The organism is Pantoea sp. sgz302252, from assembly GCF_047713085.1.
GTDB lineage: Bacteria > Pseudomonadota > Gammaproteobacteria > Enterobacterales > Enterobacteriaceae > Scandinavium.
Window position 1 is genome coordinate 17,929 of record NZ_JBLFJW010000029.1, and the last position, 14,164, is coordinate 32,092.

At 52.0% G+C, this 14,164-nt stretch carries 9 protein-coding genes and 1 pseudogene; 6 read left to right on the top strand and 4 right to left on the bottom strand.

The genetic code is table 11. The features are described from left to right. Positions 1-22: 22 nt before the first annotated feature. From brnQ to phoB, 3 genes are all read right to left on the bottom strand, one after another. Complete coding sequence (gene brnQ / locus ACLW56_RS19245; protein ID WP_330985326.1) at positions 23-1,342, bottom strand: branched-chain amino acid transporter carrier protein BrnQ; 1,320 nt, start codon at positions 1,340-1,342, stop codon at positions 23-25. A gap of 570 nt (positions 1,343-1,912) precedes the next feature. Continuing rightward, complete coding sequence (gene phoR, locus ACLW56_RS19250) at positions 1,913-3,208, bottom strand: phosphate regulon sensor histidine kinase PhoR (RefSeq protein ID WP_330985327.1); 1,296 nt, start codon at positions 3,206-3,208, stop codon at positions 1,913-1,915. 21 nt (positions 3,209-3,229) lie between these two features. Continuing rightward, positions 3,230-3,919, bottom strand: a complete 690-nt coding sequence (gene phoB / locus ACLW56_RS19255; protein ID WP_330985328.1) for a phosphate response regulator transcription factor PhoB — start codon at positions 3,917-3,919, stop codon at positions 3,230-3,232. Between the two features lie 173 nt (positions 3,920-4,092). On the opposite strand from phoB, the gene sbcD reads away from it, so the two are divergent. The 3 genes and pseudogenes from sbcD to ACLW56_RS19270 all read left to right on the top strand — a co-directional run. Beyond that, entirely contained in the window at positions 4,093-5,295 is a 1,203-nt protein-coding gene (gene sbcD / locus ACLW56_RS19260) for an exonuclease subunit SbcD (RefSeq protein WP_330985329.1), read from the top strand. Next, complete coding sequence (gene sbcC, locus ACLW56_RS19265; protein WP_330985330.1) at positions 5,292-8,432, top strand: exonuclease subunit SbcC; 3,141 nt, start codon at positions 5,292-5,294, stop codon at positions 8,430-8,432. The genes sbcD and sbcC overlap by 4 nt, the downstream gene beginning before the upstream one ends. Positions 8,433-8,630: 198 nt before the next feature. Continuing rightward, positions 8,631-8,844, top strand: a pseudogene (locus tag ACLW56_RS19270) (IS1 family transposase); the annotation flags it as partial. 140 nt (positions 8,845-8,984) lie between these two features. On the opposite strand, the gene ACLW56_RS19275 reads toward ACLW56_RS19270, so the two are convergent. Continuing rightward, a complete protein-coding gene (locus ACLW56_RS19275; protein WP_330985331.1) occupies positions 8,985-9,611 on the bottom strand; it encodes a helix-turn-helix domain-containing protein in 627 nt (208 codons plus the stop codon). Positions 9,612-10,121: 510 nt separating this feature from the next. Here ACLW56_RS19275 and ACLW56_RS19280 point away from each other — a divergent pair. Genes ACLW56_RS19280 through ACLW56_RS19290 form a run of 3 tightly spaced genes read left to right on the top strand, consistent with a single transcriptional unit; the run spans position 10,122 to position 14,152 of the window. Further along, on the top strand, positions 10,122-10,655 hold the full coding sequence (locus tag ACLW56_RS19280) for a fimbrial protein (protein ID WP_330985332.1): 534 nt from the start codon (positions 10,122-10,124) through the stop codon (positions 10,653-10,655). Positions 10,656-10,711: 56 nt separating this feature from the next. Next, positions 10,712-11,455, top strand: a complete 744-nt coding sequence (locus ACLW56_RS19285) for a molecular chaperone (RefSeq protein WP_330985333.1) — start codon at positions 10,712-10,714, stop codon at positions 11,453-11,455. A gap of 42 nt (positions 11,456-11,497) precedes the next feature. After that, entirely contained in the window at positions 11,498-14,152 is a 2,655-nt protein-coding gene (locus ACLW56_RS19290; protein ID WP_330985334.1) for a fimbria/pilus outer membrane usher protein, read from the top strand. Positions 14,153-14,164 lie beyond the last annotated feature (12 nt).

Below are 14,164 nucleotides of genomic sequence, written 5' to 3' on the forward strand. Positions count from 1 at the left end.
AATTTTACTTCTGGAACGCTAATTAATGCGCGCTTGAAGTCACCTGACGGCCTGCTGCGCGATCCCAGCCAATGGCCAGCACGGCGGCCACGATGGTCGGCATCAGCCAGGCCAGGCCTTGCTCTGCCAGCGGCAGATGCGAAGTCCATGCCGGAAGGATGTCCGCGAAGGCGGAAGCTTTAACGCCATCCAGCAGACCAAACACCAGGCTGATAAACATCGCCGGGGCAATCACGCGGCTCGAATTATGCCACCAACTGCGGGTAAAACTTAATACCACGAGTGCGATACAAGGCGGATAAATTGCCGTCAGCACCGGAATGGACACCTGAATCAGGTGGCTCAGACCCAGATTCGACACCACCATCGAGAACAGACCGAGGATAAACACCAGCGAACGGTAAGACAGCGGCAGGTACTGAGAGAAGAACTCTGCACAAGCGGTGGTCAGGCCAACGGCGGTCACCATACAGGCGATGAAAATCAGGGCTGCCAGCAGGAAGCTCCCTGCGCCACCAAAGGTGTGCTGCACATAAGCGTGCAGGATGGCTGCGCCATTGGCATTTTGATCCACCAGCGTGGCACTGTCAGAACCCAGACGGAACAGCGCCAGATACAGCAGCGTCAGACCAACGCCAGCCATCAGGCCAGCCCAGACGGTGTAACGGGTCAGCAAGCGCGCTTCCGTCACGCCACGAGAACGCGCGGCGTTAACGATAACGATACCGAAGACCATTGCGCCCAGCGTATCCATGGTCAGATACCCGTTCACGAAACCGTTAGAAAACGGTGCAGTCTGGTAGGCTTCCAGCGCATGGCTGATAGAGCCTGCTGGCCACATAACGGCGGCAACAGACAGCACAATCAGCGCGAGAATTTTCAATGGTGCAAGGAAGTTGCCCACGGTATCCAGCAGTTTGCCCGGATAGAGCGACACCAGAATCACCAGTGCAAAATAGATAACGCTGTAAATCAGCAGCGGCAGCGCACCGTCACCCGTCAGCGGCGCAATGCCCACCTCAAAGGAGACTGTTGCAGTACGCGGGGTCGCGAACAGCGGACCAACGGCCAGATAGCAGACCACTGCCAGCAGAATACCGGCGACTTTACCGATAGGCGTGCTCAGGCTGTCCACGCCGCCGCCCACTTTTGCCAAAGCAATAATGGTCAACACAGGCAGGCCCACTGCGGTTATCAGGAAACCAATCGCCGCAGTCCAGACGTGCTCGCCTGCCTGTAAGCCAACCATTGGAGGGAAGATGATGTTGCCAGCGCCAACGAACAACGCAAAGGTCATAAAGCCCAGGGCGATGATGTCGCGTGATTTTAACTGATGGGTCATAAACTCTTTACTGCCTGTGGATGTGGTGTTGAAAAAATAAAACGTCGCGCTTATCCCTGCGGAACAGAACAACGGTAAGAGCGTAATCGTTAGTGGGATATTCTCCCGATGTTCGCGTGGAAAGAATTGTTATTGGGTTTACCACGCGAAAGCAGTCAGACTGCGACTGCAACGTGGGCAATTTAAACGCTTATAACGTTTTAAAGCAATATGGGATCGCAAAACCAGAGGATTATATCAACATGAAAACCCATACCAGCATGAATAACCAGTTATAAGAAAAACCCATGGCTTATCATGCGAACAAAAAAGCATCAGACGTTTGCTCATTATCCGCCGTTTGGTTAACTGGAAAGCAAAAAAGCCGGCTTTCGCCGGTTTCAGACTGCTGACAAAGAAGGAAAAAGCGTGGTTTTCCCTTCTTTGTGGTGAGCAGCCGAAAATCAATAAATTGATTTTCCTTGTTTTTTTATTCGGTACCCTATGACAAATCTCATTCGTTAGAGGTTTGTCATCACTCTCAGACCGGCTATCGCCGGTTTGTGTCAATCTTTCCTGCCAGTCCTGAAATCAGGCGCTTTTTTTGGCAATCAAACGTTCCGGCAGCAAGAAGCTAAAGCGCGTCATTTTGCCTGGCTGGCTCTCGATATCGAGCCGGCTTTCGTGGTGATTCACCGCATGCTTAACAATGGCTAACCCAAGACCGCTGCCACCTGTCTGGCGTGAACGGGCTTTGTCGACACGATAGAAGCGCTCAGTCAGACGCGGAATGTGTTCAGGCGCAATACCTGGGCCATCATCTTCCACGCTAAATAGCGCGCCGTGTGGCGCTCGCTGCCAGCGCACGGTAATGGTCGTGCCTTCAGGCGTATGATTCACTGCGTTATAAACAAGGTTCGACATCGCACTACGTAACTGTTCTTCACTGCCCAGTACCGTGAGCGAATCATCTATCTCGAAATGCAGCGTATGCTTTTTCTGGCTGAGCGTTTGCGCTTCCCGCTCGACGACTCGCAGCATCATTGGCACGTCGATACGTTCATTCAACGCCGCAAGCGGTGCCGCTTCGATGCGTGAGAGCGTCAGTAGCTGGCGCACCAGCCCTTCCATTCGCTGCGTTTGTTCGCGCATGGTGTGCAGCGCTTTTTCACGCGGTGCCCCTTCCAGGGTTTGCTCCTGCATCATTTCCAGATAGCCCTGCAACACTGTGAGCGGCGTGCGTAGCTCGTGGCTCACGTTGGCAAAGAAGTTGCGTCGAGCGCCTTCCAGTTGGTGCATTTGCGTGACATCACGCGCCACCAGCAACAGCTGTTTGTCGGTGTAAGGCATCACGCGAATTTCCAGATGCCGCCCGGTGTTGAGCACCAGATTGAGCGGCTTCGTGAAGTCGCGGGTTTTCAGGTAACGGGAGAATTCGGGATAGCGCAACAGGTTGAGAATGTTCTGGCCGTTATCGTCCGGCCAGCGCAGATTCAGCATTTGCTGCGCCAGGCCATTACACCAGAACATCGCCCCTTCTTCGGTGGTCAGCACCACCGCATCCGGCAAGGACTCTGCCCCACTGCGAAAGCGTTTGATCAGGCTGCCCAACTCGCGACGGCGCTTTTTATTACGCATCTGCATCTGGTGAAGCCCGTACAGCAAGGGCTCCCAGCTGCCGCTGCCCGGCGGGGGCGTCATGCTTCGGTCAACCCACAGCCACCAGGAGAGGCGCAGCAGGTTCCAGAAATGCCACACCAGCAGCCCGGTCACCGCCACCAGTAAAAACCAGGGCAAGTAACCGAAAATTGCCCCGAGGATCAGGGCCGGGATACAACAGAGGATCAGCTCGAAAACCAGCCTTTTCCATGACAACCGTTCAAGCACGGGTCACACTCCAGTCAATTGTCAGAAACGGGCAGAGAAACGATAGCCCGTGCCGCGAACGGTTTGCACCATCCGATCGTGACCACTGTGTTCCAGCGCTTTACGCAGGCGGCGAATGTGCACATCGACCGTCCTGTCTTCCACATAAACGTTGGTTCCCCAGACATTGTTCAGCAGCTGTTCGCGGCTATAAACACGTTCCGGGTGAGTCATAAAGAAGTGCAGCAGTTTAAATTCCGTTGGCCCCATGTCCAGCGGATTTTCGCCGGTCATCACGCGGTGCGAAGACGGATCGAGGCTTAATCCCTGCATCTCGATAACTTCTTCCACGGCCATCGGCGAAATACGACGCATGACCGCTTTAATACGTGCCACCAGCTCTTTCGGTGAGAAAGGCTTGGTGATGTAATCATCTGCGCCTGTTTCCAGACCGCGAACCCTGTCTTCTTCTTCGCCACGCGCCGTCAGCATCACGACCGGAATGTCGCGGGTCAGCGCTTCGCGTTTCAGGTGCTTGATAAACTGGATCCCGGAACCGCCCGGCAGCATCCAGTCCAGCAGAACCAGATCGGGCCAGGGCTCATTCATCTGGTTAACGGCACTGTCATAATCTTCAGCTTCTAAAGGCTGGAAGCCATTTTGCTCCAGGACGAAGCACACCATCTCGCGGATCGGCGCTTCATCTTCAACGACCAGAATACGTCTCGCCATTATTTGTCCCGTGTTATTAGTCATATGTATGCAATGCGGCGCTAGTATGCGTCAGTTTTATGACAGATTTATGATAGCGATTTTTTGATTATGACACCGAATCCGCGCAGTCATCGCCCTGTTATCGTTAAATGTTTATACTTGCTGCCACGCTTTCACGCCATGGACTGATTATGCGCATCCTACACACCTCTGACTGGCATCTCGGCCAGAATTTTTACAGCAAAAGCCGCGCCGCCGAACATCAAGCTTTTCTTGACTGGCTGCTGGCGACCGCCGAAGCGCAGCAGGTGGATGCCATTATTGTGGCGGGCGACATTTTTGATACCGGTTCGCCGCCAAGTTATGCCCGCGAGCTGTACAACCGTTTTGTCGTTCAGCTTCAGCAAACAGGCTGTCAGTTGGTCGTGCTGGCGGGAAACCATGATTCTGTGGCCACGCTGAATGAATCACGCGATATTCTCGCCTTTCTGAATACAAAAGTTGTCGCGGGCAGCGGCACGCCCCCGTGTGAATTAATGCTTCGGGATGGCACGCCAGGTGCCATTCTTTGCCCAGTCCCCTTTTTACGCCCGCGTGATGTGATTGTTAGCCAGGCTGGTGCCTCTGCGGGTGAAAAGCAGCAGCATTTATTACAGGCCATCACCGGGTATTATCAGCAGCAGTACAGCCAGGCATGCGACCTGCGCGGCGAGCGCACGTTGCCGATCATTGCCACCGGGCATCTGACCACCGTGGGCGCCAGCAAAAGTGACGCAGTACGTGACATCTATATCGGCACGCTGGATGCCTTCCCGGCGCAGAACTTCCCGCCTGCGGATTACATCGCCCTTGGGCATATTCACCGCGCACAGAAGATTGGCGGCACCGAGCACATTCGCTACTGCGGCTCCCCAATTTCCCTAAGCTTTGATGAAACAGGCAAAACCAAAACCGTCAATCTGGTGAGTTTTGAGGCCGGAAAACTGGCGGAAGTCCTGCCGCTGGAGGTGCCAGTCACTCAGCCACTGGCGGTATTAAAAGGGGATTTTGGCAGCATCAGTACGCAGCTTGAACAGTGGCGAGAGGCCGATAACAGCCAGCCGGTGTGGCTCGACATCGAAATGACCAGCGACGAATACCTGCACGATATCCAACGCAAAATTCAAACCCTGACCGAAACGCTGCCCGTCGAAGTGCTGCTGGTGCGTCGCAGCCGCGAACAACGCGAGCGCATCATGGCAAGCGAGCATCGGGAAACGCTGAGCGAACTGAAAGTAGAAGAAGTGTTTGAACGCCGTCTGGCGCTGGAAACCTTAGAAGAACCGCAACAACAACGCCTCCATCAGCTCTTCAACGAAACCCTGAGCGCCCTGTCCAGCGAGGAACAGCCATGAAAATTTTAAGTCTGCGGCTGAAAAATCTGAACTCGCTGAAGGGCGAATGGAAAATCGATTTCACCCAGGAGCCCTTCGCCAGCAACGGGTTGTTTGCTATCACTGGCCCCACTGGAGCCGGGAAAACCACGCTGCTGGATGCCATCTGTCTGGCGCTGTATCACGAGACACCGAGACTCAGCACGCTGTCGCAATCGCAAAATGATTTGATGACCCGCGATACCGCCGAATGTCTGGCCGAAGTTGAGTTTGAAGTGAAGGGCACCGCCTATCGCGCTTTCTGGAGCCAAAACCGGGCACGAAATCAGCCAGACGGTAACCTCCAGGCGCCGCGAGTGGAACTCTCACGCTGCGACACGGGCGAAATCCTTGCCGAGAAAGTGAAAGAAAAGCTGGATCTTACCGCCTCGCTCACCGGGCTGGATTACGGCCGTTTTACCCGTTCGATGATGCTCTCTCAGGGCCAGTTCGCCGCGTTCCTGAATGCCAAACCGAAAGAGCGAGCAGAGCTGCTTGAAGAACTGACCGGCACAGAAATCTACGGTCAGATTTCCGCGATGGTGTTTGAGAAGCACAAAGAAGCCAAAATCAGTCTGGAAAAGCTACAGGCTCAGGCATCGGGCATGGTGTTGCTAAGCGACGAACAACAGCAGGCTTTGCAGCAACGTTTGCAGGCACTCACTGACGAAGAAAAGCAGCAACAGAGCACGCAGCTTCGCATTCAGGGCTGGCAACAATGGCTCACCCGAGAGGCTGAAATGCGCGAAGCACATCAGCGTTCGCAAGCAGCCCTCGCAAGTGCACAGCAAGCACTGAGCGACGCACAGCCGCAACTGGCAGCATTGGCGCTTGCCCAGCCAGCCGACCAGCTGCGCCCGCTTTGGGTTCGTCTTCAGGATCAGCAAGCCGCTTATGCTCAAACGCATCAACAGGCTGAAGAAGTAAATACTCGCTTACAGCGTCAACTGGCGCAGCGGGCGGTTTTACGCCTGACTGCGGATGCGCAATATCAGCAGTTGAACACCCAACAAAAAACCCTTAGCGAGTGGCTAAAAACAAACGACCGCTTCCGTCTTTTAGGCCGCGAGCTCGCGGGCTGGCGAGCGACGTTTAACCAGCAAACACGCGACGCATCGCAGGTGCAAAACCTGACGCAACGCGAAGCGGAGCTGATTCGTCAATCGAATGCCCTGCCCGCCAGCACGCTGGAGCTGGACGACAAGCAAGTTACCGCCGCCATCGAAAAACACACGGCAGCCCGGCCTTTGCGTCAGTTGCTCAACACGCTGCAAAACCGTTTCCAGCCGCTCAGCAAGCGCCGCCAGCAGCTTCAGCCGCTGCTTGTGCAGCGTCAGCAGGAGCTGGAAAAAGGGGAAGCAGAGCTCGTGACGCGCCGTCAGCACTATAAAGAGAAGCTGCAGCAGTTTAACGATGTGAAGACGCTGTGCGAGCAGGAAAAAATCATCGCGAAGCTGACCGATGAACGCGCTCGCTTACAGCCGGGCGGCCCTTGCCCGCTGTGCGGTTCGACGGAACATCCGGCCGTAGCGGAGTATCAGGCGCTCAAACCCGGCGTAAATGAAGCCCGCCGTGATCAGCTTGAAAAAGAAGTGAAGCAACTGGGCGAAGCCGGAGCCAGCCTGCGAGGGCAGCTTGATGGGTTGCAGAAGCAGTTACAGGCCGAGCAAAGCGAGCTGCTATCGATCGCCGGGGAGGAGCAAGCACTCACCTCACAATGGCAGGAAACCGTCACCGCGCTGACGATTTCACTGACGCCTGAAGACGATATCGGCGGCTGGCTCAATGAGCAGGAAAGCTGGGAACAGCAGCTGTATCAACACAGTCAGCGCCTTAACCTGCAAAAACAGCATCTTGATTTGCAAGCCCAGCGTACCGCGCTTGAGCAGGAGATGGCCGCTCGTCAGAACAGCTTAAGTGAGGCCCTCAGCAGCTTCAATTTAGCGCTTCCGACTACCGGGGAAGAAGCTGCGTGGCTTGCTGAGCGTGAAGCCGAAAGCCAGCAGTGGCAAACGCAAACCGAACAGCTTCAGTCGGTTGAGCAGAAGCTTCTTCACCTGCAACCGCTGCGGGAAACGCTGCCTGAAGTGCCGCCATCAGACGACTTCACGCCCGTGCCACTGGAAGGCTGGCAGCAGGTTCATCACGATTGTGTGTCGCTGCAAAGTCAGTGGCAAACGCTGCAACAGCAAAAAGAGCAGACTGAGCAAACAAGGCTTGCGGCCCAACAAGCGTTTGAAAGCGCGTTGGCCAACAGCCAGTTTGCCGATCAGCAGGCGTTTCTGGCCGCCTTGCTCGACGATCAGACGCGCCAGCGCCTGGAACAGTTAAAGCAACAGCTCGAAAGCCAGCTTCAGCAACAACAGGCGCTGGCGACGCAGGCTCAAACGGCACAGGCCAGCCATCAACAACAGCGTCCTGAAGATTTATCCGCTGAGATCCAACCTGAACAAGTGCAGTTCCAGTTAGCAGAGCTGACGCAGAAGCTGCGGGAAAACAGTTCTGCCCAGGGCGAAATCCGTCAGCAGATAAAGCAAGACGCCGATAATCGCCAACAGCAGCAAGCGTTGATGGCCCAAATGGAAACCGCCAGCCAGACGCTGGAAGACTGGGGTTGGCTGAATGCCCTGATCGGCTCGAAAGAGGGCGATAAATTCCGCAAATTCGCGCAGGGGCTGACGCTCGATAATCTGGTGTGGCTGGCAAACGAGCAGTTAAGCCGTCTGCATGGGCGCTATCTGCTGAAACGTAAAGCCAGCGAAGCGCTCGAACTGGAAGTGATGGACACCTGGCAGGCCGATGCCGTGCGAGACACCCGCACGCTTTCGGGCGGAGAAAGCTTCCTGGTGAGCCTGGCGCTGGCGCTGGCCCTGTCGGATCTGGTGAGCCATAAAACCAGAATTGACTCCCTTTTCCTGGACGAAGGTTTCGGCACTCTGGACAGCGAAACGCTGGACACCGCGCTCGATGCTCTGGACGCGCTGAATGCGAGCGGCAAAGTCATCGGCGTGATAAGCCATGTGGAAGCGATGAAAGAGAGAATTCCGGTGCAGATCCGCGTTAAGAAGATCAACGGGCTGGGGTATAGCAGGCTGGATAAGGTTTTTGCGGTGGAGTGAAGAGAGCAGGCGATGGCTGAAGAAGAGCGCTCTCATCCGGGAAAATTCGCTACGGCAGAGAGATTCAGAGGGGGCGGCTCCTTTATTCTGCCTGCAGAAATATTTTATATGAGCGATACCACAATTCAGATCGGTGATGCCTCTAATTAGTTGAATTGATGTATAATACTCACTTTGAGGTTCCCTCATGGCCACCGCTTAACCAGCGATGACTGGGGCAGTTATGCCCGAGAAGTGCCGAATAGAGAAGCATCTGACCGGTAAAATATTGACTCAGCGTATTGAGCGTAACAATCTGACGCTAAGAACCCGCATCAAGCGCCTGGTCCGAAAAACAATCTGCTTCTCACGCTCTGTCGAGCTGCATGAAAAGGTCATCGGGGCCTTCATTGAAAAATACATGTTCTACTAATTGGACGCATCACCGGCGAAACCATCGGGATGGCTGGTCATGTATGCACCACAAGCGAATACGGTCTTTATCTAACAGGATAGCTCATCCATGGATAAGGTGCATGATTCATTGATATTCATCAAATAAACTCATTAATATCAATACTTTAATGGAAGTTTATTGATATTAATAAGAACGCCTTTTTCCAGTGAGATATATCCCGCATTGCGAAGATCGCTAATGATGCGCATTATTCCACTGCGTGACAGATACGTTCTTTCTTTAACGTAATTGGCCGCAGTGATGTTAGCCCGAAAGAAAGGAGACTCGAGCATAAGTTGATTGAGTTGGTATTTCACAATGTCATAAGATGACATTTGGGAAATCATCGTGCAATGCTCGTATACCCGAGATGCTGTATAAACGAGCAACGCACATACATGTTCCCAAAGCACAAATTTATCAATAAGAAGATTGAAACGCTCTAGTGGCAAGCGAATAAGAGTGGAGTGTTCAAGAGCTCGAATATAAAGCTTATCCCCACTTGAAAATTGATTACTGATACCCATGATAAACGGACTATGTTCACTATTAATGATCATCCCGTCGCCACGGCGATTAAGGCTGGCACTACCACGCATAAGCAAATAGCAAAAACGCTTCCCATTCAGTTGATAACGCAGGATTTCGCTCTTACAAATCTCTATTTCTTCACCATATGGGACTATATACTCTAACAATTTACCTATATTCTGAGTTGGTTTTTTAGAAACAATCGATGTCATGCAATCGGATAATTCACTATCAATACTATTATGATTCATATCACTAACAATCTCTGTAAATACTGTTTTCAAGACGCCTGAAATATTTGATTATCCTCCTGAATGGTGGTATTTAAAATAGGAAAACAGTCCTTTCCTGGACCATTTGATTAACATTCATACAACAAAACAACCAAAAACACCCTCCGTAAACAGGAATACCTCACAACAAAAATCGTTAAAAATCTTACAAACACATCAAGATCCTCGTTAAATGTTAAATAACTGATACAAAAGAAGTCCAAAAATATTGCAAATAACAATTGCCCCATCAATAGCGTTCCCATTACTTTCTAATTAGCAGGACGCATCCACCTCCCAATTTAAATTTAATATATTGGGCGCTAGCAAAGGGAAATAGATAGATATCTGCAACTTGACAAAGGGCATATAAAACAGAGTTAACCCTTGATCTCGTAGTTTACATGAAAAAAACGCCCCAGAATAAAATGAATATTTAAGGAAAGAGTAATGAAAAAGAACCTGATTACTATTGTGTTTGCTGCCACAGCAATTTTATCTGCAGCTTCCGCTTACGCTGATAACACCATCAAGTTCCAGGGAGAAATTGCAGATCAGACATGTGCTGTCAATGTCAACGGCAGTACCTCTTCTCCACTGGTTTTATTGCCAACAGTACCGGCAACTTCTCTGGCAAGTTCTGGCATGACTGCAGGTAACACCAACTTCACCATCAACCTGACAGGCTGTACAGCATCAACCTCCGCAACCGCTATCAAAACTGTTTTTGTTGGAAACAGTCTGACCAGCAACGGGCGTATGGGCAACACCGGTACGGCGACTAACGTCTCTCTGCAGCTGATCGACCCGGCTGCACCGACTACGCCTCTGGATCTCACTGGTCAAACTGGGGCTCCGGGTCTGAACCTGGCAGCGAATGCAACATCCGCATCTCACGATTTTGCAGTTCAGTACTATGCAGAAGGCACCGCTACAGCGGGTTCTGTATTGGGTAGTGTGCAATACGCCGTTTCCTATCAGTAATAGTTCCCCCCCCCCTTCCGATTCTCCGGAAGGGGTTATTTAGACGAGAAATTAAGATGACTTCCAAAGTATTCAGTCAACTAGCCACTTTTACCCTTGCCTCTATTTTGATGCTAACCTCACCAGCCATGGCAAGCGTTGTCATGCTTAACACTCGGGTAATTTATCCGGCAGATGCCCAGTCACAAACGCTTCAATTTACCAATAACGGCAATCTCCCGTATGTTATGCAGGTATGGTCTGATATTAACGACCCGGCTTCAACACCAGATACCGCTAATGCGCCATTTATGGCTGTTCCAGCGCTGTTTCGTGTCGAGCCCAATACAGGACAATCCGTTCGCCTCGTGTTTACAGGTAAAGATTTACCGAAAGACCGTGAGTCTATTTTTTATCTTAACTCCGTTCAGATCCCACCTAAAAATACTGTACAAAGCAATCAAAACCAGATGGCGGTGATTCTTCGTAATCGTGTAAAAATATTCTATCGGCCAAAAGAAATTGTCGGTAACCCTGATAAAGTCCCACAACAGATCCATTTCTCATTAAAAGAAGAAAGTGGCCGCTGGGTATTAATTGCTGAGAACACATCCGGCTATTACGCCTCGGTGATTTCAGCCGCAGTGGTTGTGGATAAGAACGATGTCTTATTCCCCGTCAATATGATTCCACCAAAATCCACGGCACGTTGGATGTTAAATAAAACAGGAAAATCGCTGTCTGGTGCCAGGATCGTAAAATTTACACTGGTGAATGATTACGGTGGCCAAATCCGTGCAGAAGCAGATCTTGCCAAATAGAGTTTATGGATCGCCAGTGTTTTCTAATAGCAGGGGGCGGAAATGTGCACGGCTAATAAAAATGATTCCCAAGACAATATCCTCCGCCTGGAAAATGCTGTTATACCAGGAAGTATCCCAGGATGTAAAACACAGCTTAAACCACTGGCTTTCGCGCTGTGGCTGATTTCTCCATTGGCAATTTCAGCCACTAACGAACCAACACCGACCTCCACCACAGAGCAGTATGAGTTTGATAGCAGCATGCTGGTAGGCTCGGCCAAAGATCAAAAAAGCATTGCCCGTTTTAATAAAGTGAACGCGATAGAACCCGGTCAATATCAGGTTGATATTTTCGTCAACGGTAATTTTTATAATCGTCAGTCACTGGTATTCACCACTGGAAAACAGGATGATGTATACCCCTGTTTTTCTCGCGACCTCCTCATTTCTATCGGGATCCTGCCGGGCAGTATTCAGGCAAAAGACAACAACGATACATGTCTGAATCTGGCAAACCAGGTGAAAGGCTCCAGCGCACAATTTGATTTTGCCCGCCTGCGCCTGGATGTACTTGTTCCTCAGGCATTGATGGCACGCACTGCACGCGGTGCGGTACCGCTGGAAAATCTTTCTGCCGGTGAAACAGCGCTGTTTGCCAATTACGACACTAACTTTTATCGCACTCAGGCCAGCGGTAATTACAACAGCGACTCGACATACCTGAGTCTGAATTCCGGGCTAAACCTCGGCCTGTGGCAATTACGCCAGCAGTCCAGTTATACGCGTTATACGACGAATAATGGCCCGGATAACAGCCACTGGACATCAATCCGGACCTATCTTCAACGACCTCTTCCGGGAGTGAATAGCCAACTGATCCTTGGTGATAACTATACCTCTGGCAGCCAGTTCAGCAGCATCGGCTTTCGCGGAATAGGCCTGGAGACGGATGACCGTATGATACCCGAATCGCAGCGCGGTTACGCACCAACGATCCGTGGCATTGCTTCGACGACAGCGAAGGTCACGGTTAGTCAGTCCGGCACACAGATCTACCAAACCACCGTAGCTCCCGGCGCTTTTGTTATCGACGATCTTTACCCGACCAGCTACGAAGGCGATCTGGTCGTTGAAGTTCAGGAAGCTGACGGTCGAACCTCCTCGTTTACCGTGCCGTTCGCTGCAGTGCCGGGTTCCATGCGCCCAGGGCGTTCACACATCAGCGTTGCCGCAGGCCAGGTACGTGATATTGGCAACAGTGATGATATGTTCGCCGATCTGACTTACCAGACTGGCTTAACTAACGCCATCACTGTCAACACCGGTACCCGTATTTCAGACGGTTACCAGGCACTTCTGGGTGGGATGGTCCTCGCCAGCCAATGGGGGGCTTTAGGCGTCAACGCAGTGTATTCGCACGCCAATATGTTCGGCGATTATCTCAACGGCTGGCGATTTGGTACAACCTACAGCCGTACGTTCACCCCAACGGCCACAACCCTGGCGCTGGCGGGTTATCGCTATTCCACTGAGGGATACCGTGATTTGAGCGATGTGCTGGGCATACGCGATGCCGCTGAACAGGGTAATACCTGGACATCAAGCACCTACGAACAGAGAAACCAATTTGTTGCCACGGTAAGCCAGGGACTGGGCAATTTGGGTCAAGTCTATGTGTCGGGGTCCACCAGTACCTACCGGGGTGGGCGTAGCCGAGATACGCAGTATCAAATGGGCTATTCACACAACTACGGCACATTGAGCTACAACCTGTCTCTGAGTCGGCAGCAGACTGGAAGCACAAATTATAACGGACAAGCTGGCAACAATACCGTTGACAACAGCAACAGCAACAGCAGAACTGAAAACATTGTCATGTTCTCGGTCTCCCTTCCGTTGGGTGAAGGATCTAAGTCACCGATCCTATCGTCCGGGTACAGCCATCGATCAGGTAATGAGGGAGGCGACAGCTATCAGACGTCGCTTACTGGCACACTGGGAGAAGAGCAGAACACCACATATAGCCTGAACGGTGCTTACGGCTCCGATGGAAACGGCCTTGGTGAAGGTGCCAGCCTCACGCAGCAACTGCCGTTCGTCACGCTCGGGGGGAACCTTTCCCACAGTAAGGATTACACACAATACGGCGCGAACGCCCGTGGTGCAGTGGTAGTACATTCCGGTGGGGTGACTCTTGGCCCCTATCTGGCAGATACCTTTGCGCTGGTTGAAGCAGATGGCGCCAGCGGAGCTGCAGTGAATGGCGGTATGGGCTCGAAAATCAATAGTTCAGGTTATGCCATTGTCCCGTCACTGATCCCTTATAGCTATAACGACGTGACTCTGGATGCAAAAAACATCAGCAATCCGAACGCAGAGCTTGTTGAGAACCAACAGCGTGTCGCACCTTACTCTGGGGCAATAGTGAAAATGCGCTTTAAGACCCTTGAGGGTTACGCGTTGTTAATCAAACTGATTCCGGGAGCAAACGGCAATCTGCCGCTGGGCGCCAACGTCTATGACAGCAAAAACGACGTTATTGGCCTTGTGGGCCAGGGGAACCAGGTGTACGCACGCGCAAACAATAAGCAAGGCTCGCTGAAGGTGAAATGGGGAGATTCCGCTGCGGAACAATGCACTCTGAACTATGACCTGAAAGAGCAAAAAATGAATCAGTCAATATATCGCCTGACGCTGCCATGTCGCGGCAATTAACGTGGATAACCG